The following is a 20,262-nucleotide window of genomic DNA, read 5'->3' as shown; positions in this document are numbered from 1 at the left end:
CACTTGCTCGGGCCTCAGTCGACAAGCACTTGTCCATCATGCTCCACGTAGGGCGCGTAGGGCGCGTACGGCCCGGTGCCGCTGTGCGGAGCTTGAGATGCCGCAACAAAGCGGCCGGTCTGGACATCGAAGACATGGACTTCGCCGTCTTCGATGACATAGTGCCATCCGTGCAGGCTGAGCTGCCCGGCCTCTACCCGCGATCGCACCATGGGATAGTCCATCAGCCGTTCGAGCTGCAGCACGACGGCGCGCTGCTCGGTGCGGCGCAGCGCCTCGGGGCCGGCCTGCACGGGCAGCACGGCCTCGCGGCCCAGGTCCAGCCAGCGCTGCAGGTTGCGCGCCTCGGGCGAGACTTCTCCATACAGGGCCTTGATGGCTCCGCAGTGGCTGTGGCCGCAGACCACGATGCGGCTGACCTGCAGGTTGAGCACGGCGAATTCGATGGCCGCCGCCGTGCCGTGGTGGCCGTGCGATCCGTCGTACGGCGGCACGAAGGCGCCCACGTTGCGCACCAGGAACAGCTCGCCCGGCGGCGCCCCCGTGAGCAGGTAGGGCACCAGGCGCGAGTCCGAGCAGCCGATGAACAGCGTGGTCGGGTGCTGGCCCTCGTCGACCAGGGTGCGGAACTGCGCGCGGTACTGCGGGAAGGCGTGCTCGTGGAAGCGCCGCAGGCGCAGCAGCAGTTCGTCGTCGGGCATGGGCACTTCCCCGGCTATTGCACCAGCGGCGAGTCGGCCGCAGCGATGCGCACGCCCACCACTTCGGACTGGCCGGCCAGCAGTTGCAGGTACTGGTGGAGCGCGCTCACCCAGGTCTGCTGGTGCAGGGCCTGGGCGACGGCCGGGCGCGCCTGCTGCCAGTCGGGCAGAACGCCCGCCTCGCGCGCGCAGACCTCGACCACGTGCAGGCCGAAGCGGCTGTGCACCAGGCGCGGCAGCACGCCGATTTCCTGGGAGGCAAAGACATCGCGCGCGAATTCGGGTGCGCAGTCGCTGCGGCCCAGCCAGCCCAGTTCGCCGCCATGCTGGCCGCTGGGGCAGTTGGACCATTGGCGCGCGGCCTCGGCAAAGCGCAGGCCGGCGTCGTCGGCGCAGCGCAGCTCGATCAGCAGGGCCTCGGCCCGCTGGGTGAGGGCGCGCACGTCCACGCCGGGCGTGACGGCAAACAGCACGTGGCGCAGGCGCACGCGCTCGCCCTGGGCGAAGCGCGCGGGGTTGGCATCGAAGTGGCGGCGGCAGGCGTCCTCGCCGGGCTCGGGCAGGTGCAGCGATTGCTCCAGCAGCTGCTCTATGGCCTGGGAGGCGCGCTCGCTGATGACGCCGTCGTCGCCGGCCGCATCATCGGCGCCCAGCAGGCCTTCGCGCTGGGCCGCCTGGCGCAGCAGCTCGGTGCAGGCGCGCTGGCGCAGTTCGCGCTCGGGCGGGCGCTGTCCGGGTGCGTGCAGCGGCGTGTTGTTGATGCGGGCCACCTCGGCCCCGGCCTCGCCCACGGGCTGGAAGGCCGGCACTTCGGGAATCGCCGGGAGATCCCCCATCGGGGCAGAAGAAGTAGAAGAAGGGGTTGAAGACGCGCAGCCGCAGTGGCCGCCGCCCGATCCGTTGCATCCATGTTCCATGTCGATCTCCTCAATGGCCGGGCTTGGCGTCACGGCGTGCCGACGATGCGGGCAGGCCCAGGCGGCGCGAGCGCACCAGCTGATAGGGGCGCAGCAGGTAGACCAGGGTGCCGAAGCCGCTCCAGACATGGACCAGGCGCGTGAAGGGGAAGACCAGGAAGATGCTCATGCCCAGGAACATGTGGGCCTTGAACACCCAGCCGGCCTCGGCCAGCAGTTCGGCTGCGCCGCCACGGAAGGTGACGATGCGCTGCGCCCATTCGGCCAGGGCCATCATCATGGAGCCGTCCATGTGCTTTGCAGACAGCGGGATGGTGGCCAGGCCCAGCAGCAGCTGCAGCCACAGCAGCCAGAGGATGGCGATGTCGCTGAACCTGGAGTGGGCGCGGATGCGCACGTCCGACAGCCGGCGGTGCAGCAAGATGGTGAGGCCGATGAAGCCCAGCGTGCCCGCGATGCCACCGCTGACCATGGCCAGCAGCTGCTTGGCGCCTGCGGCCATGAAGGGCTCGTAGACGAAGTGCGGCGTGAGCATGCCCACGGTGTGGCCGAAGAACAGGAACAGCACGCCGATGTGGAACAGGTTGCTGCCCCAGCGCAGGCTGCCGCTGCGCAGCAGCTGCGATGAGTCGCTCTTCCAGGTGTACTGGTCGCGGTCGAAGCGCAGCCAGCTGCCGATGAAGAACACGGCCAGGCAGATGTATGGGTAGAGGCCGAAGAGCAGGTGGTCTATCCAGGAGGGGGTCATGTCAGGCTCCTTTGGCGGGGTCCTTGGGCTTGGGGCGCCGCCGTGCGGCGCACGAAATGCACGGGCTGCTCGGCGCCGGGGCGCGATTGGCCCTGGCTGCTGCAGCCGTCGAAGGCGGCGGGTTCGGCCCAGGCCTCGTCCATGGCGGGCTCGGGGCGGATTTCCACGCGCTCGGCCCTGTGGCCGGTGATCTCCAGCACGGCCGCGATCACGCTGGCGTAGGGGCTGTCGCGCCGCGCCAGCGCCGTGAACAGGGCGTTGAGGATGTGGGCCATCTCGCCCAGGAATCCACGGGCGATGGCCGGCGGCTGGGTGGAGGCGAACTCCAGCACCACGGCCAGGTGGTCGGGCAGTTCGTCGGCCTCGAAGGCCAGGCCCGCGCGCTCGTAGGTCTGCTGCAGGTCGATCAGCGCCGGGCCCCGGTCGGCCGAGTCGCCGTGCACATGCTCGAACAGGTGCAGCGAGGTCTGGTGGCCCCGGTCGAAGGTGTCCACGTAGCGGGCCTCGGCCTCGAAGGGGTCCATGGCCTGCAGCTGCTCGGCCAGCTGCTGCAACTCGCGCAGCCGCGCGGGCGCCACGGATTGCTCCAGGCGCAGGGCGTCGATCAGGCCCGGCAGCAGGGCGCGCAGCTCGGCGCCGGGGTAGCCGATGAGGCAGGCCAGCGCGCGCAGCGTCAGGCGCACGGGGGAGGAGGTGTTGTGATTGAACATGGCGGCAGTCCTCACATTTGCGCGCGGATGGGGATGGTGCGCGGCTTCTTGCCGCCGAACAGGCTGGCGTCGGTGCTGCCGTCGGAGCAGCCGTTGCCGAACGAGAAGCCGCAGCCGCCGCGCAAATCGAACGCGCTTTCGGCGTATTCGCGGTGGGCCGAGGGGATGACGAAGCGGTCCTCGTAGTTGGCGATCGCCATGGTCTGGTACATGTCCTCGACCTCGTCCACCGTCAGTCCCGCGTACTGGAGCACGGCCAGGTTCTGTTCCTGGTCCACGTGCTTGCTGCGCTGGTACGCGCGCATGGCCAGCATGCGCTCGAGCGCGCGCACCACGGGCGTGGTGTCGCCGGCGGTGAGCAGGTTGGCCAGGTACTGCACGGGGATGCGCAGCTGCGAGACATCGGGCAGGTCGCCATTGATGGGGCTGCGGCCGACACTGTCGAGATGCCCGGCGTTCGCCGCCGAGGTGATGGGCGACAGCGGCGGCACATACCAGACCATGGGCAGGGTGCGGTACTCGGGGTGCAGCGGCAGGGCCACCTTCCAGTCCACGGCCATCTTGTAGACGGGGCTGGACTGGGCAGCCTCGATCCAGGCGTCGGGGATGCCGTCGATGCGGGCCTGGCGGATGACCTCGGGGTCATTGGGGTCCAGGAAGATGTCCAGCTGCGCCTGGTAGAGATCGCGGTCGCGCTCCACGCTGGCCGCTTCCTCGATGCGGTCGGCGTCGTACAGCAGCACGCCCAGGTAGCGGATGCGGCCCACGCAGGTTTCGGAGCAGACGGTGGGCTGGCCGGCCTCGATGCGCGGGTAGCAGAAGATGCATTTTTCGGCCTTGCCGCTTTGCCAGTTGTAGTAGATCTTCTTGTAGGGGCAGCCCGAGACGCACATGCGCCAGCCGCGGCACTTGTCCTGGTCGATGAGGACGATGCCGTCCTCCTCGCGCTTGTAGATCGAGCCCGAGGGGCAGGACGCCACGCAGGCCGGGTTCAGGCAGTGCTCGCACAGGCGCGGCAGGTACATCATGAAGGTGTTCTCGAACTGGCCGTAGATGTCCTTCTGGATCTGCTCGAAGTTCACGTCATGGCTGCGCTTGCTGAATTCGCCGCCCAGGATTTCCTCCCAGTTCGGACCCCATTCGATCTTCTCCATGCGCTGGCCCGAGATCAGGCTGCGTGCGCGCGCCGTGGGCGCGGCCTTGCTTTCCCTGGCCGACTGCAGGTGCTCGTAGTCGTAGGTGAAGGGTTCGTAGTAGTCGTCGATCTGGGGCAGGTTGGGGTTGGCGAAGATGCGCATCAACAGGCTCCACTTGCCGCCCTGGCGGGGCGCGATGGAGCCGTCCGTGCGGCGCATCCAGCCGCCGTTCCACTTGGCCTGGTTTTCCCACTCGCGCGGGTAGCCGATGCCGGGCTTGGTCTCGACGTTGTTGAACCAGGCGTATTCGACGCCGGGGCGGCTGGTCCAGACGTTCTTGCAGGTGACGGAGCAGGTGTGGCAGCCGATGCACTTGTCCAGGTTCAGCACCATGCCGATCTGTGCGCGGATTTTCATCGTGTTTGTCCTTTCAACGTGTGTGCACGTTTTCTTCGAGGGGTGCGCGTGGCACCTTGAAACCGCAGGCTTTGCGGAGTAGCGGTCCCATATCGGGGACAGCAAGCAAGGGCCGCCCCGCAGCGAGGCTGTCGTCCCCCTCCCGCGTAGCGAGAGAGGGGGAAGGCGCGTAGCGACTCAGGGGGTGTTCACCTCTTCATCCAGCCAATCTATGCGGCGCATCTTGCGCACCAGGACAAATTCGTCACGGTTGGTGCCGATGGTTCCGTAGTAGTTGAAGCCGTAGCTGTACTGCGCGTAGCCGCCGATCATGTGGGTGGGCTTGAGCACGATGCGCGTGACCGAGTTGTGGATGCCGCCGCGCGTGCCGGTGATCTCCGAGCCCGGCGTGTTGATGGTCTTCTCCTGCGCGTGGTACATCATCACCATGCCCGGCTTGACGCGCTGGCTGACCACGGCCCGCGCCGCGATGGCGCCGTTGGCGTTGTACAGCTCCACCCAGTCGTTGTCGGCGATGCCGGCGCTCTTGGCGTCGTCCTCGCTGAGCCAGACGATGGGGCCGCCACGCGCCAGCGTGAGCATCATCAGGTTGTCGCCATAGGTGGAGTGGATGCCCCACTTCTGGTGCGGCGTGATGAAGTTCAGCGCGATCTCGGGGTGGCCGTTGGGCTTTTGGCCCTGCACTTCCTGCAGCGCCTTCATGTGCACGGGCGGGCGGTAGCTGACGAAGCCTTCGCCGAAGTCGCGCATCCACGGATGGTCCTGGTAGAACTGCTGGCGGCCGGTGAGGGTGCGCCATGGGATCAGCTCATGCACGTTGGTGTAGCAGGCGTTGTAGCTGACCTTCTCGCTTTCCAGGCCCGACCAGGTGGGCGAGCTGATGATCTTGCGCGGCTGGGCCTGGATGTCGCGAAAGCGGATCTTCTCGTCCTCGCGGTGCAGGGCCAGGTGGGCGTGCTCGCGCCCCGTCTGCTTCGACAGCGCCTCCCAGGCCTTGACGGCCACGTGGCCGTTGGTCTCGGGCGCCAGCATCATCACCACCTCGGTGGCGTCGATGTCGGTGACGATGCGCGGGCGGCCCTGGCTCACGCCTTCCTCGCGCACCAGGCCGTTGAGCTCGCCCAGCTGCTCCACCTCGGTCTCGGTGTTCCAGCCGATGCCCTTGCCGCCGTTGCCCAGCCTGTCCATCAGCGGGCCCAGGGCCGTGAAGCGCTTGTAGAGGTTGGGATAGTCGCGCTCGACCACGGCAATCTGCGGCGCGGTCTTGCCGGGGATCAGGGCGCACTCGCCCTTCTTCCAGTCGCGCACGCCATCGGGCTGGGCCAGCTCGGCGGGGGTGTCGTGCATCAGCGGCGTGAGCACCACGTCCTTTTCCACGCCCAGGTGGCCCACGCAGACCTCGCTGAAGGACTTGGCGAAGCCCTTGTAGATCTCCCAGTCGCTCCTGGCCTGCCAGGCCGGGTCCACGGCCGCCGACAGCGGATGGATGAAGGGGTGCATGTCGCTGGTGTTGAGGTCGTTCTTCTCATACCAGGTGGCCGTGGGCAGGACGATGTCCGAGTACAGGCAGGTGGTGCTCATGCGGAAGTCCAGCGTGACCAGCAGGTCCAGCTTGCCTTCGGGCGCCTTGTCGTGCCAGCGCACTTCCTGCGGCTTGGCCGAATGGCCGGCGCCGGGCCGCCCCAAGCCGGCCGCCCCCTGGGAGGAGGCGCGCAGCGCATCGGGGGGGTCTTGTTCTCCAAGGTCTTTTCCTTGCACGCCATGGGTGGTGCCCAGCAGGTGCTTGAGGAAGTACTCGTGGCCCTTGCCCGAGCTGCCCAGGATGTTGGAGCGCCACACGAACATGTTGCGCGGCCAGTTGGCCGGGTGGTCGGGGTCCTCGCAGCTCATGGACAGCGAGCCGTCCTGCAGGGACTGCACCACGTGGTCCTTCACGTCCAGGCCCTGGGCCTGGGCGTCGCGCACCAGCTGCAGCGGGTTGGCCTGCAGCTGCGGGGCGCTGGGCAGCCAGCCCATGCGCTCGGCGCGCACGTTGTAGTCGATCATGGCGCCGCCGTACTGGCTGCGGTCGGCCAGCGGGGACAGCACCTCTTCCACACCCAGCTTCTCGTAGCGCCACTGGTCGGTGTGGGCGTAGAAGAAGCTGGTGGAGTTCATCTGGCGCGGCGGGCGCAGCCAGTCCAGCGCAAAGGCCAGCGCGGTCCAGCCGGTCTGCGGGCGCAGCTTTTCCTGGCCCACGTAGTGCGCCCAGCCGCCGCCGCTCTGGCCTATGCAGCCGCACAGCATCAGCATGTTGATGATGCCGCGGTAGTTCATGTCGCAGTGGTACCAGTGGTTCATGGCCGCGCCGATGATGACCATGGACTTGCCGCGCGTCTTCTCGGCGTTGTCGGCGAACTGGCGCGCAATGGCGATCACCTGGTCACGCGGCACGCCGGTGATCTTTTCCTGCCAGGCCGGGGTGTAGGGCGCATCGGCGTCATAGCCGCCATCAGCGCCCTCGCCTTCCAGGCCGCGGTGGATGCCGTAGTTGCCCGCCAGCAGGTCGAACACGGTGGCCACGATGGCCTCCTCGCCGTCCAGCACCATGCGCGAGACAGGCACGCGGCGCAGCAGCACATCCGTGCCCTGCTCGTTGGCGTCGAAGCCCGGCGACTGCAGGCCGCCGAAGTAGGGGAAGGCCACGTCGGCCACTTCACTGTCCACGCCCTGGCCGTCCAGCACCGAGAGCTTGAGCTGCACGTCATTGCCCGTGCGCGCCTCCTTGGATTCGAGGTTCCACAGGCCCTCGTCGGCGCGGCCGGCCTCGCCCCAGCGAAAGCCGATGGAGCCGTTGGGCAGGGCCACGCCGCCGTCCTCGCCGTAGGCCACGGTCTTCCATTCGGGATTGCTGTCCTGGCCCAGGTGGCCGTCGAAGTCGCTGGCGCGCACATAGCGCTCGGGCACCAGGACCGTGCGGCCATCGGGCAGTTGCTGGCGCTTGAGGCGAATCAGCAGCGGCAGGTCGGTGTAGCGGCGCGCATAGTCCTCGAAATAGGCCGGGCGGCCGCGCTCGCCGAAGTAGAACTCCTTGAGGATGACGTGGCCCATGGCCATGGCCACGGCGGCATCCGTGCCCTGCTTGGGGTGCATCCACAGGTCGGCCAGCTTGGCGACCTCGGAGTAGTCGGGCGTGACGGCCACGACCTTGGCGCCCTTGTAGCGGACCTCGGTGAAGAAGTGGGCATCGGGGGTGCGCGTCTGGGGCACGTTGGAGCCCCAGGCGATGATGAAGTTGGAGTTGTACCAGTCCGCGCTCTCTGGCACGTCGGTCTGCTCGCCCCAGGTCTGGGGGCTGGCCGGCGGCAGGTCGCAGTACCAGTCGTAGAAGCTCATGCACACGCCGCCGATCAGGCTCAGGTAGCGGCTGCCTGCGGCATACGAGATCATGGACATGGCCGGAATCGGCGAGAAGCCGATGATGCGGTCCGGCCCGTGCTTCTTGATGGTGTAGACGTTGGCCGCCGCGATCATGCGGTTGACCTCGTCCCAGCTGCTGCGCACGAAGCCGCCCAGGCCGCGCTGCTTCTGCCACTCGCTGCGCGCATCCGCGTTCTCGACGATGGCGGCCCAGGCATCGACCGGGCTCCTGGCCACGGCCAGGGCGGCGCGCCAGTGCTTGAGCAGCCGGCCGCGCACCATGGGGTATTTGACGCGGTTGGCGCTGTACAGATACCAGCTGTAGCTGGCGCCGCGCGCGCAGCCGCGCGGCTCGTGGTTGGGCAGGTCGGCGCGCGTGCGCGGGTAGTCGGTCTGCTGGGTCTCCCAGGTCACGATGCCGCCCTTGACGTAGATCTTCCACGAGCACGAGCCCGTGCAGTTCACGCCGTGCGTGGAGCGCACCACCTTGTCATGCGCCCAGCGGTCGCGGTAGGCGTCTTCCCAGGTGCGGTCCTCGCCCGTCACCTGGCCATGGCCGTTGGAGAATTCCTGCCGGGGCAGGGAGAAGTAGGAAAGCTTGTCCAGAAAATGGCTCATCGCGGGACTCCTTGTTGTTCGTTGCGGTGCGTTGCTGTTCGGTGCAGTAGTGCCTGCAGCCCGGGGCTCAGCAGGGCATCTCGGCGTTCCTGCGCGCGTAGTACCACCAGGTCACGCCCACGCACAGCACATAGAAGGCGGCAAACACCCACAGCGCCAGCTCGGGCCCGCCCGTGGCGGCGATGGAGCTGCCGTAGCTCTTGGGGATGAAGAAGCCGCCGTAGGCTCCCAGCGCGCCCGCAAAGCCCAGGGCGGCCGCGCCTTCGGTATTGCCCTCCTTGAGGGCATGGGCCTGCGCTTGCTCGCTGGGATGGGCGCCCAGTTCGCGCTGCTTGAGGGCCAGGAAAATCGCCGGGATCATGCTGAAGGTCGATCCGTTGCCGATGCCCGTGGTCAGGAACAGCACCAGGAACATCAGGAAGAAGCCCATGAAGCTGCCCTCGGCAGGGCCGAAGCCCAGCGCGTAGCCGCCGCTGCCCTTGGGCAGGAAATACAGCACGCCCACCACGGCCACGGCCATGACGAGGAAGTTCCAGAACGTCACGCGCGCGCCGCCCGCCTTGTCGGCCAGCCAGCCGCCAAAGGGCCGCGACAGCGCGCCCAGCAGCGGGCCCAGCCAGGCATAGGCCAGCGGGTTGACCGCCGGGAACTGGCTCTTGATCAGCAGCGGAAAGCCGGCGGCAAAGCCGATGAACGAGCCGAAGGTGCCCAGGTACAGCAGGCACATCACCCAGTTGTGCTTGCGCCGGAAGATGGCGGCCTGGGCCGCGAAGCTGGCCTTGGCATCGGCGATGTCGTTCATGCCGAACCAGGCGGCCAGCGAGGCGATGGCGATCCACGGCACCCAGATGAAGGCCGCGTTCTGCGCCCACACCCGGGTGGTCTCGCCGGCCTTGGTGATGGTCTGCGCATCGCCGCCGAAGACGCCGAAGATGCCGGCCGTGATCACCAGCGGGCTCAGGAACTGCACCACCGACACGCCCAGGTTGCCCAGGCCCGCGTTCACGCCCAGGGCCGAGCCCTTGCGCTCCTTGGGAAAGAAGAAGCTGATGTTGGCCATGCTGGAGCTGAAGTTGCCCCCGCCCAGGCCGCACAGCAGGGCCAGGATCAGCATGGTCGGATAGCCGGTGCTGGCGTCCTGCACCGCGTAGCCGATGCCGATGGCCGGGATCAGCAGCGAGGCCGTGGACAGCGCCGTCCAGCGGCGCCCGCCCATCAGCGGCACCATGAAGGAATAGAAGATGCGCAGCGTGGCGCCCGACAGCGCGGGCGCGGCCGCCAGCCAGAACAGCTGGTTGGTGGAGTAGGTGAAGCCCAGCGCGGGCAGGTTCACGGCCACCACGCTCCAGACCTGCCAGATGGCAAAGGCCAGGAACAGGGCGGGCACCGAGATCCAGAGATTGATCCTGGCGATGGCCTCGCCCTCGCGCTCCCAGAACTGCCTGTCCTCGGGGCGCCAGAGGGTCAGCACGCTGCCGGGGCGGCTGCGCGCGGATGCCTTTGCGGCGGTCTTGGTGTTCGCATGCATGTGCAACTCCTGCGGTTCAGCGCGCGGCCGGCTGCACATCGCTGTGGCCGCCGTGGCTGTTGAGCACGTCGGTGCGGCGCACCTCGGTGAAATACATCCAGATCAGCGACACCCAGACCACGCCGTACAGCAGCATGAAGGCGCTGGAGCGGATGCCCGTCCAGTCCAGCAGCACGCCGAACAGGATGGGCAGGATGAAGCCGCCCATGCCGCCGGCCAGGCCCACGATGCCGCTGATGGCGCCGATGTTTCCGGGGTAGTCGTCGCTGATGTACTTGAAGACGCTGGCCTTGCCGAAGGCCATGGCAATGCCCAGCACGAACATCAGCGCGGTGAAGGCATAGACGTTCAGGCCCAGGTGAAAGCGGGTGCTGCCCTCGGTGGTGAGCACCGTGAAATCGGTCTGCGGATAGGACAGCAGGAACAGGCAGATCCAGCACACCCACAGCACCCACCAGGTCACGCTGTGCGCGCCGTACTTGTCCGACAGCCAGCCGCCGATGGCGCGCAGCACGCCGCCCGGCAGTGAAAAGCAGGCCGCCAGCAGCGCCGCCACGCGGATGTCCAGGCCGTACTCGCCCACGTAGTACTGCACCATCCACAGGCTCAGCGCCACATAGCCGCCGAAGACGATGCTGTAGTACTGGCAGTACTTGAGCACGCGCGGGTCCTTGAGCGCCTTCAACTGGTCGCTGAAGCGCACATTGCTGGGCACCAGGTGGGCCGGGTCGCTGTGGCTGAACAGCCAGAACAGCACCAGCGCGCCCAGCATGATGGCCGCATAGGCATGCGGCACGGCGGCCCAGCCGAAGGCCACCAGGATCACCGGCGCCACGAACTTGTTGACCGCCGCGCCCGAGTTGCCCGCGCCGTAGATGCCCATGGCCATGCCCTGGCGCTCCTTGGGAAACCAGCGCGCCACATAGGGCGTGCCCACCGAGAACGAGCCGCCCGCCAGGCCCACGAACAGGCCGATGGTCAGGAAGTGCCAGTACTCGGTGGCATAGCCCATCACCCAGATCGCGGGCACGGTGACGGCCATCAGCACCGCCATCACGATGCGCCCGCCGAAGCGGTCGGTCCAGATGCCCAGCGGCACGCGCACCAGTGAGCCCGTGAGCACGGGCATGGCCGTGAGCAGGCCGAACTGCGTGGCGTTCAGATCCAGCATCTTCTTGATGGGGATGCCGATGATGCCGAACATCATCCAGACCATGAAGCAGACCGTGAAGGCCAGGGTGCTGACAGCCAGGACCGACCAGGCCTGGCGGTCGTGGCGTGTGCCTGTGCTGGTGCTCTTTCGGGGGTCGCCCTGTGCGGTGGGCGCTGTGTTTGCCATTTTGTTTTCCTCGTGGGGGCTATGGCTTGCATGGTCCCGCGCGAGGGCCGCGCCGCACATCCGCCAGCCGTACGCTCGGACAAGGCGGAAGAACTAGGAGCGCGCAGGCGGGCCTAGTTCCAAAGAACTATGGGAAGCATGCGCAGGAGCAGATCACCGGCCGCCAACGGAAAAACGGAGATGCCACACGACGCTGCAAAGTCAGGCAGGAGCCGCCTTGCAGCGGGGCGCCGCACAACGGGAAGCGGCGCAGTTGCTCAGGGGGAACTGAACTTCAGGGGTTGCGGCTCAACGCCGATTTCGTACTGCGCTCCCACAGGCGCGCAAGCGCCGCTCTGGTGTGGTGGGAACAGGCAGAGCCCGGCTGCAGCGGCACGGCCCGAAGCGAGCCGCCGGGCACCGTGCGGTCCGCCGCAATGGGCCTTTCAATCCCGCTGCCGCTCCGACGCATACACCGCCGCCTGCACGCGCGAGCTCAGGCCCAGCTTGCGCAGGATGTGTTGCACATGGATCTTGACCGTGGTCTCGGCAATGTCCAGCGTGCGGGCGATTTCCTTGTTGCTGGCGCCCCGGGCGATCTGGACCAGCACCTCTTCCTCGCGCGGGGACAGCGGCGAGGCCGGGGCCTCGTCCGGCTCGGGCGCCTGGGGCTCGGGCGCGCCCTGGGACTGGAAGGCCGCCACCAGCTTGCCCATCATCTCGGGGCTGACCACGGGCTCGCCGCGCGCGGCGCGGCGCAGGGCTTCGGACAGCAGGTCGCCGTCGATGGTCTTGAGCAGATAGCCCTGGGCGCCGTTGCGCAGCGCGGCCGCCAGGTCCTGGCCGTCCTCGCTCACGGTGAGCATCACGACGCGGCTGCCGGGCGAGGCCGCGCGCAGGCCCGCGATGGCATCGACGCCCAGCACGCCGGGCAGGTGGTTGTCCAACAGGATGACCTGGGGCGCCAGCGCGGGCACCAGGCGCAGGGCCTCGCCCGCGTCGCCGGCCTCGCCGACCACGCGCAGGCCTGCGTCCTGGGCGATGAGGGCGATCAGGCCGCGGCGGAACAGCGTGTGGTCGTCGATGACGAAGACGGAGATGGGGCTGGAGAAGGACATGGGGCGGCTTTTTTCTTCCGGGAGCGTGTCACGCGTTCGAGGGGAGGGCCTGCGCTGGCGCGCCGGCCGAGGCCGACGGCGGCAGCTCGATGAGCACGCGCGTGCCCTCGCCGGGGCGGGAGTGGACATGGACCAGCGCCTGCGCCAGCAGGGCGCGCTCGCGCATGATGCCCAGGCCCACATGCAGCGAGTCCGGCGCAACGGCGGCGGGGACGAAGCCGCAGCCGTCGTCGCAGACTTCGAAGCGCCAGGGGTGGCGTCCCACGCGCAGCTCCACATGCCTGGCACCCGCGTGCTTGCGCACGTTGGACAGCGCCTCCTGCACCATGTGCAGCACCTGGATCTGCACGTCGGGCGCCAGCGGCAGGCCCTGGCCCGTCATGCTCAGCGAGGTGGCGATGCCCGTCTGGTGCTCGAACTTGGACAGCGTGGCGCGCAGCGCGGCCTCGATGTCCTCGGCGCTGGTGCGCGTGCGGAAATGCACCAGCAGCTCGCGCACGTCGGCATAGCATTCGCGCACGCCCACTTCCAGCTCGCCCAGGCTGCGGTCGCGCGCCTCGTCGCGGCCCTTGGCCACGGCGTCGCGCAGCAGCTGGGTCTGTATCTTGAGAAAGGCCAGCGACTGGGCAATGGAGTCATGCAGCTCGCGCGCGATCAGGCCGCGCTCCTCGGCCACGGCGGCCTCGCGCTCCAGCGCCGTGGCGCGCAGGCTTTCCATGGCGCTGGCCAGGTGGCGCGCCATGGCGGACAGCAGGTCGCGCATGTCGTCCGTGAGCACCACGGTGGAGCGAAAGAACAGGTTGACCTCGCCCAGCAGGCGTTGCTGCAGTTGCACGGGGATGCTGACCACGGTCTCGAAGCCGGCCTCGCGGCAGTGGGGCAGCTGCAGGTCGCTGGCCGGCGTGATGGGGATCACGCGCAGCCGCGCCTGCTCGCGCGGCTGGCCGCACAGGCAGGCGCCCGTGTGCAGGCAGTGCTCCTGCACCGACATGGACTGGGGCAGGCCGTCGCCGGCCAGCAGCACATAGCGCTCGTTGGCCTCGTCGGACCAGCGCACCGTGGCCGCATCGGCCTGGGCCGCCAGGCGGACCTGGCGCACAAAGCCTTCGGCCAGGGACTGCAGGCTGGCGGCCTCCGACGCCTGCACGCTGACCGCGTACAGCGCCTGCAGCTGCTGGTGCTGCACGTTGAGGCTGGCGGTCTTCTCGCGCACCTTGTCCTCCAGCTCGGCGTGCGAGCTTTGCAGCGACTGGGCCATGAGGTTGAAGCCTGCGGCCAGCTGGCCGAACTCGTCGTCCACCTCCACGCTCATGCGCGTGTCCAGGTGTCCGCGGCGCATGCGCTCCAGCGCCGAGCGCAGCTGGCCCACGGGATGCAGCACCAGCCAGTAGCTGGTGGCCATGAAACTCACGGCCGCGATGATGGCCAGCGCCATCAGACACATCTGAAACAGGTGCAGGATGGCCGTCCAGCGCGAGAGCCGGTCCTCGATGGCCTCGACAAAGCCGTCCACCTCGCGCACGAAGGCATCGGCGCTGCCCATGATGGCCTGCGCATCGACATGGTCCTCGGCCTGCCACTGCGTGCGCAGCGCACTCCAGTCGCCGCGTATGCGCTCGTAGCGCGCGCTGACCGCATCGCTCCAGGGCACGAACAGCGGGCGCGACATGTCGCCGCTGCGCAGCAGGTCCAGGCTGGCGTCGAACTGCCGTGCGCGCTCCTGCCACTGCGCTGGCGCCTCGTTCTGGCGCGCCATGGCCATGCGCACCATGCTCATGCGCAGCCGCCCGGCCTCGTTCACCGCCGCCGCACCGCCTTCCAGCTGCCAGGCCACCCACAGCGTGAAACCGATCGATGCCACGGCCGCGAGCAGGCAGGCCGCGCCCATGAGCAGCAGCTTGGTCGAAAGCGAGGGCTTGCCATGCATGGCTGCACTGTAGCCACGGCACGTTTGCGCGTCTTGACCTGAATCAAGCGCCGCCCGTTTGCGCCGTGCCCCCGCCCCGATTCCCAGGATCCTTTCAACTGCCCCCAATGCCCACAGGGCCTATGGGGCCCCCGGGCGAGGCCAGTGATTAGCATGGGGCCATGCAAGTCCGCTCCCACCTCCGCCCCTTCATCCGCACCCCGCGCCTTGCCGGCCTGGCTGCGGCCGCATTGCTGGCGGCAGCCCTTGCCGGCTGCGCCAGCTCCTCCGCCCCGGCGCGGGACTGGACACAGCAGCTGCAGCGCTGGTCCGACGCGCCCATCGTGCTGCTGGGCGAGCAGCACGATGCGGTCGCCCACCAGGCCTGGCAGCAGGCCACGGTGGAGCAGTTGGCAAAACAGGAGCGCCTGGCCGCGCTGGTGATCGAGATGGCGCCGCGCACGGGCTCCACGGCCAGCCTGGCGCGCGATGCCTCCGAGGACGCGGTGCAGCAGGCCCTGCAATGGCAGGACGCGGCCTGGCCCTGGCCGCGCTACCGCGGCGTGGTCATGGCCGCCGTGCGCGCGGGCGTGCCCGTGCTGGGCGGCAACCTGCCGCGCGCCGACATGAAGCAGGCCATGCGCAACGAGAACCTGGACACCCACCTGCCGCCCGAGGGCTGGCAGCGCCAGCTCGACGCCATCCGCGAAGGCCACTGCGGCCTGCTGCCCGACACCCAGCTGGCGCCCATGGCCCGCATCCAGCTGGCCCGCGATGCCAGCATGGCCGAGGTGGCCAGGGCCGCAGTCAGGCCCGGCAAGACCGTGCTGCTGGTGGCCGGGCGCGGCCACGTGCTGCGCGGCGTGGGCATTCCCAGCTGGCTGCCCGAGGCCGCAGGCGCCAAAGTGGCCGTGGCGCAGGCGGGGGAGACATCGGTGGCGCAGGCCTCGGATGTGGATTGGCTGCAGAAGACGGATGCCCTGCCCGCCAAGGACCACTGCGCCGAGCTGCGGGAGAAGTTCAGGAATCCGCCGGCGCCGCGGGCCGATGCGGGCTGAAGCCCGCTGATTCCTGAAGAGGTTGCGGCCGGCCTTGCGACCGGCCGGAAATCAGCGGTAGAAAGCTTCCACGGCGCCCTTGAGCTTGATCAGCAGGGGCCTTCCCTTGCGGTCCACCGTCTTGCCGGCCGGCACCTTGATCCATCCCTCGCTCACGCAGTATTCCTCCACATCGAAGCGCTCGTTGCCGTTGAAGCGGATGCCGATGTCGTGCTCGAACACGGCGGCCACATGGTGCGGGCTGCGCGGGTCGATGGACAGGTGGTCGGGCAGTGCGGGGCGATCGGCGGGTGCGTTGGCGTCGGTCATGGTCTTGTTCTCGCAAGAGGGTTCTGAAGAAAGCCGGTATTGTCCGCGCAATTCGCAGGCAGGCGCTGGCTGACAGGCTTTGGCGGCAGGCATCGCCATGCGGATGGCGGACGGGCGTCGTATGCTGCGCTCCATGCTGTCGCCAGAGCAACGTCAAACACTGAAGTCGGCCAAGCGCCTGCCGCTGGCGCTGCTGCTGTTCGTGGCGCTGGGCTTCGTGGCTTCGTCCGTGGCGGCGGGGCACTGGCAGCAGGTGCCGCTGTGGCTGGCCTGCATCAAGGCCGTGACCGAGGCCTCGCTGGTCGGCGCGCTGGCCGACTGGTTTGCGGTGTCGGCGCTGTTCCGGCGCATTCCGCTGCCCCTGGTCGGGCGCCATACGGCCATCATCCCGCGCAACAAGGACCGCATCGGCGAGAACCTGGCGAATTTCGTGCGCGACAAGTTCCTGGACGGGCCTTCGCTGGTGGCGCTGATCGAGCGCCATGATCCCGCCCGCGTGCTGGCCGGCTGGCTGACCACGCCGGCCAACAGCACCCTGCTGGGGCGGCAGGTGGCGCGGCTGGCGCTGGCGGCGCTGGAGATGGTGCAGGACCGGCAGGTGGAGCGCTTTCTGACACAGGCATTCAAGGCCTTGCTGGCCCAGGTGGACCTGCCCCGCGCGGCGGCGGATCTGTTGTCGGGCCTGACCAGGGACGGCCGCCACCAGGCCGTGCTGGACGATGTGCTGGCCCGCGTCAGCGGCGTGCTGCGCGAGGCCGAGACCCATGTGCTGATCGCCCAGACCATCGTGCTGTGGCTCAAGCGCGAGCATCCGCTCAAGGAAAAGATGCTGCCCACGGACTGGCTCAGCGACAAGGGCGCCAGCGCCATTGCGGGCGCGCTCGACAGCCTGCTGCAGGACATTGCCAGCAATCCCGAGCACCACATGCGCAAGGCCTTCGACGCCTCCGTGGACCGGCTGGTCACGCGGCTGCAGTCCGACCCCGCCATGTCCGAGCGCGCCGAGCGGCTGCGCCACTACCTGCTGCACGACGAAAAGCTGGCCGGCTACCTGCGGGCGCTGTGGCTGGGCCTGCGCGCCAAGCTGCAGGCGGACCTGGCCAACGAGCATTCGCAGGTGGCGCGCAAGACCGCCGCCATGGGCCGCTGGCTGGGCCAGTCGCTGGCGCACGACGAGGCGCTGCGCAGTTCCATGAACGAGCGCCTCAAGCGCTGGGCCCAGGCGCTGGCGCCCGATGTCTCGCAGTTCCTGGCCCAGCACATCGCCGATACCGTGCGGCGCTGGGATGCGCGCGAGCTGTCCGAGCTGATCGAGCTGCACATCGGCAAGGACCTGCAGTACATCCGCATCAACGGCACCGTGGTCGGCGGTGCCGTGGGGCTGGTGCTGTTCCTGGTCTCCAATGCGGGGCGGCTGTGTGCCTGATCACTGGCTGGCCGGCTGGCCCCGGCCCCACAGCGCAATCACGCGCACATAGGCCAGCTCGGCCAGCAGCTCCACCAGCGTCTGCGTGACGATGACGGCCGGCAGCACGGGAATGGCGCCGGGCACGGCCAGGGCCAGCGGCAGCACGACCAGCGAATTGCGCGTGCCCGCGCTGAACGCGACGGCGCGGCCCGAGGCTGCCGGGAGCCGGAAGGCGCGCGCCACCAGCCAGCCCAGTGCGGGCGCTGCCACCGCAAAGGCCGCATAGACGGGCACCATGCTCCAGGCGGCCTGCGTTGCCGGGCCCAGTTGGGGCAGCACGGAGGCGATCACCACGAACAGCACCAGCGCAGTGGCCGGCACGGGCAGCAGGCCCAGCCATGCCGAGGCGCTGGCGCCGCGCCGGCTGCGGGCCGCCCACACCTGGGTGGCAGCGGCCAGGGCCAGCGGCACGGCGATCAGCCACACGAACGCATGCAGGAAAGGCCCCGCCTGCACCAGCCGCGCCGCATCGTCACCCAGGAACAGGCCCAGGTAGCCGGGCAGGGCCAGCATCTGCGCGATCAGCAGGGCCGGCGTGGCCGCCAGCAGCAGGCGCGCATCGGCGCGTCCCAGGTGGGAGAAGGTGACCACGTAGTCGATGCAGGGCGCCAGCAGCACCAGCAGCGCGCCCAGGCGCAGCAGGGGGTCGGCGGGCAGGAACTGCAGCAGGGCCCAGACCAGCAGCGGCACCATGATGAAGTTGGCCACCATCAGCGCGGTCAGGAAGCGCACCTGGCCAAAGGCGCGCCGCAGCTCGGCCACGGGCACCTGCAAGAAGGTCACGTACAGCATCAGCGCCAGCGCGGGGTTGATGGCACGCTCCAGCACGCCCGTGCCGGGCAGCGCCCAGGCGGCAACTGCGGCCAGGGCCACGGCGGCGAAGTAGATGGGGATCTGGCGCTGTTCGAGCGCGTCTCGGGTGTCTTGCATTCAGGAGGCCGGTGGCGGCGGGTACGGGGCGGGTACGCGGATGTGGGGCGGATGTGGGGTGCCTAGTATGGCAACGGCACAGCTGGCCCGCTGCTTCATTCCCCTGCATGCCCTGGGCCCGCAGGGATCAGCCCTGGCTTGCCGCGCCCAGCACCTTGTACAAATAGGAGCGCGAGATGCCCAGCTCCTGCGCGGCCAGCTTCTTGTTGCCGCCGCAGCGTGCGATGGCGTCGAGGATGGCGTTGCGCTCCTGGTCCTTGAGCGGGGCCACGGCGCCGGTGGAGGGCATGCCGGGCTCGGCGGCGGGCAAAGGTCGTGCGCCGGCCAGCGGGTCCTCGTGGCGCGCGAAGTTGTCCACGCCCAGCAGGTGGCCGTCGCAGAACACCAGGGCCTCTTCCACGCGCTGTCGCAGCTGGCGCACATTGCCGGGCCAGGCCTGGCGGGCCAGGTAGGGCATGACACCGGGAGCGATGCGCGGCAGCGCAATGCCGTTGCGCTCGCAGAACGACTGGGCAAAGCGCTGCACCAGGGCCGGGATGTCCTCCAGGCGCTGGCGCAGGGCGGGCACATGCAGCACCACGCCGCTGAGGCGGTAGAACAGGTCCAGCCGGAAGCGGCCGCTGTCGATGAGGCCGCGCAGGTCGCGGTGCGTGGCGGCCACGATGCGGAAGTTCACCTGCCGGCCGCTGTGCGCGCCCAGGCGCTGCACCTGGCGGTCCTCCAGCACGCGCAGCAGCTTGACCTGGATCTCCATGGGAATGTCGGCCACTTCGTCGAGGAAGAGCGTGCCGCCCTCGGCCTGCTCCAGCTTGCCGGGCTGGCCCTGCCTGCGCCCGCCCGTGAAGGCGCCGGCCTCGTAGCCGAACAGCTCGGACTCGATCAGCGTGGCCGGCAGGGCCGCGAGGTTGAGGCTGACCAGGGGCGCTTCGGCTTCGCGCCCGCGCGCATGCAGGGCCTGGGCCACCAGTTCCTTGCCGCTGCCGCTTTCGCCCAGGATGAGCACGGGCACATCGAGCCGCGCCACGGCGTCGATCTCGCGGGCCAGCCTTTGCATGGGGGCGCTGGCGCCCACCATCTGTGCCGTAGGTGCGCCGCCGCGCAACTGGCTCAGTTCGCGCTTGTAGTGCTGCACCTCGTCATGCAGCTGGTTCAGCCGCTGCTGCATGCGGTTGAGTGCCTCCACGCCGCTGAAGCTGACCTGGCCCACGGCACCCACCACGGCGCCGCCCTCGTAGACCGGCATGCGGTTGACGATGCGGCTCACGCCCGGCCCCAGCTGCTGCAGGTCGCCGATCTCGGCCCGGCCGCTGCGCACCACGTGGGGCAGGCGCGAGTTGGGGATCACGTCCTCGGCGCGCCGGCCTGCGGCCGTGCCGGGCGCCAGGCCGAAGAACTTCTCGTGCACGGGGCTGATGTAGCGCATCAGCCCTTCATGGTCGGCCACCGTGATCGCCTGGTACGGGTTGGTCAGGAACATGTTGAGGATGGCGAAGGCGAAGGGCACGCTGGCCACCATGTCGAACAGCGCCGCCGCCTCGTCGGCCGGGCGCAGCAGGGCGACCTCGCCCTCGGCATCGGCCAGCACCACGGCCACATGGCGGGCCACCGTGCCGCGCGGGCCCGGTGTTTCCACGTGCAGCAACTGGCCATGGCCGATGGGGTTGTGCCCGTCGCCGTGCGCGCGGGCCAGGGCCTCGGTGACGGCTGCATGCAGCAGCGGCTCCTGCGCCAGGCCCAGCCGCGCCACGGGCTCGGGCGAGTCGCGCCGCCAGACGAGAACGCCGAATCGGTGGTCGGGGGAGCTGGGCATGGGCATGGCGGGCAGTGGCTGGGGTGAACGCACTCTAGCGGCGCGCAGGCCACGGGTCTGTCCCCGTGGTGTCTCCATTGAAGACAGTGCCCAACCCGTGTCTTCAAGGCTGTCCTTGATGTGGACACGTGAAGGTCGACTGTGGAAAAAATCCTTTGAATTCAACGCACT

The 20,262-nt window shown here is 69.0% G+C and carries 15 protein-coding genes; 2 read left to right on the top strand and 13 right to left on the bottom strand.

The window, feature by feature from the left end:
- Positions 1 to 14 precede the first annotated feature (14 nt).
- The 10 genes from DACI_RS05650 to DACI_RS05605 all read right to left on the bottom strand — a co-directional run bounded on the left by DACI_RS05650 (position 15) and on the right by DACI_RS05605 (position 14,537).
- Positions 15 to 701: a carbonic anhydrase gene (locus DACI_RS05650; protein ID WP_043780723.1), complete on the bottom strand. Its 687-nt coding sequence runs from the start codon at positions 699 to 701 to the stop codon at positions 15 to 17.
- Positions 702 to 715: 14 nt separating this feature from the next.
- Positions 716 to 1,537, bottom strand: a complete 822-nt coding sequence (locus DACI_RS05645) for a peptidylprolyl isomerase (RefSeq protein WP_043780720.1) — start codon at positions 1,535 to 1,537, stop codon at positions 716 to 718.
- Positions 1,538 to 1,628: 91 nt separating this feature from the next.
- Positions 1,629 to 2,366 (bottom strand): respiratory nitrate reductase subunit gamma, encoded by a 738-nt coding sequence (narI, locus tag DACI_RS05640; protein ID WP_012203043.1) that lies wholly within the window; start codon positions 2,364 to 2,366, stop codon positions 1,629 to 1,631.
- On the bottom strand, positions 2,363 to 3,076 hold the full coding sequence (narJ, locus tag DACI_RS05635) for a nitrate reductase molybdenum cofactor assembly chaperone (RefSeq protein ID WP_012203042.1): 714 nt from the start codon (positions 3,074 to 3,076) through the stop codon (positions 2,363 to 2,365). The genes narI and narJ overlap by 4 nt, the downstream gene beginning before the upstream one ends.
- 11 nt (positions 3,077 to 3,087) lie before the next feature.
- Positions 3,088 to 4,629 carry a nitrate reductase subunit beta gene (gene narH / locus DACI_RS05630; RefSeq protein WP_012203041.1) on the bottom strand — a complete coding sequence of 514 codons (1,542 nt, stop codon included), beginning with the start codon at positions 4,627 to 4,629 and terminating at the stop codon, positions 3,088 to 3,090.
- Positions 4,630 to 4,806: 177 nt separating this feature from the next.
- Complete coding sequence (locus DACI_RS05625; RefSeq protein WP_012203040.1) at positions 4,807 to 8,646, bottom strand: nitrate reductase subunit alpha; 3,840 nt, start codon at positions 8,644 to 8,646, stop codon at positions 4,807 to 4,809.
- Between the two features lie 67 nt (positions 8,647 to 8,713).
- Positions 8,714 to 10,174, bottom strand: coding sequence for an MFS transporter (locus DACI_RS05620; RefSeq protein ID WP_012203039.1), 1,461 nt, complete (start codon positions 10,172 to 10,174; stop codon positions 8,714 to 8,716).
- 16 nt (positions 10,175 to 10,190) lie between these two features.
- Positions 10,191 to 11,513 (bottom strand): MFS transporter, encoded by a 1,323-nt coding sequence (locus DACI_RS05615; protein WP_012203038.1) that lies wholly within the window; start codon positions 11,511 to 11,513, stop codon positions 10,191 to 10,193.
- 425 nt (positions 11,514 to 11,938) lie between these two features.
- Positions 11,939 to 12,610 carry a response regulator gene (locus tag DACI_RS05610; RefSeq protein ID WP_012203037.1) on the bottom strand — a complete coding sequence of 224 codons (672 nt, stop codon included), beginning with the start codon at positions 12,608 to 12,610 and terminating at the stop codon, positions 11,939 to 11,941.
- 28 nt (positions 12,611 to 12,638) lie between these two features.
- Positions 12,639 to 14,537 carry a type IV pili methyl-accepting chemotaxis transducer N-terminal domain-containing protein gene (locus tag DACI_RS05605; RefSeq protein ID WP_012203036.1) on the bottom strand — a complete coding sequence of 633 codons (1,899 nt, stop codon included), beginning with the start codon at positions 14,535 to 14,537 and terminating at the stop codon, positions 12,639 to 12,641.
- A 161-nt stretch (positions 14,538 to 14,698) separates the two neighbouring features.
- Between DACI_RS05605 and DACI_RS05600 the strand changes: the two genes are divergently transcribed.
- Positions 14,699 to 15,574, top strand: coding sequence for a ChaN family lipoprotein (locus tag DACI_RS05600; protein WP_012203035.1), 876 nt, complete (start codon positions 14,699 to 14,701; stop codon positions 15,572 to 15,574).
- 51 nt (positions 15,575 to 15,625) lie between these two features.
- On the opposite strand, the gene DACI_RS05595 is transcribed toward DACI_RS05600, so the two are convergent.
- Positions 15,626 to 15,883, bottom strand: a complete 258-nt coding sequence (locus DACI_RS05595; RefSeq protein ID WP_012203034.1) for a DUF3297 family protein — start codon at positions 15,881 to 15,883, stop codon at positions 15,626 to 15,628.
- Positions 15,884 to 16,004: 121 nt separating this feature from the next.
- Here DACI_RS05595 and DACI_RS05590 point away from each other — a divergent pair, with 121 nt between their 5' ends.
- Complete coding sequence (locus DACI_RS05590; protein WP_080518168.1) at positions 16,005 to 17,309, top strand: DUF445 domain-containing protein; 1,305 nt, start codon at positions 16,005 to 16,007, stop codon at positions 17,307 to 17,309.
- Here DACI_RS05590 and DACI_RS05585 read toward each other — a convergent pair whose 3' ends face one another.
- Positions 17,310 to 18,281 (bottom strand): arsenic resistance protein, encoded by a 972-nt coding sequence (locus tag DACI_RS05585; protein WP_012203032.1) that lies wholly within the window; start codon positions 18,279 to 18,281, stop codon positions 17,310 to 17,312.
- A 127-nt stretch (positions 18,282 to 18,408) separates the two neighbouring features.
- On the bottom strand, positions 18,409 to 20,091 hold the full coding sequence (locus DACI_RS05580) for a sigma-54 interaction domain-containing protein (protein ID WP_043783188.1): 1,683 nt from the start codon (positions 20,089 to 20,091) through the stop codon (positions 18,409 to 18,411).
- Positions 20,092 to 20,262: the final 171 nt, after the last annotated feature.

It is taken from the genome of Delftia acidovorans SPH-1 (genome assembly GCF_000018665.1).
GTDB lineage: Bacteria > Pseudomonadota > Gammaproteobacteria > Burkholderiales > Burkholderiaceae_C > Comamonas > Comamonas acidovorans.
Note: the sequence above shows the minus strand (reverse complement) of the source record. Positions and strands in the feature narration are given on the sequence as shown.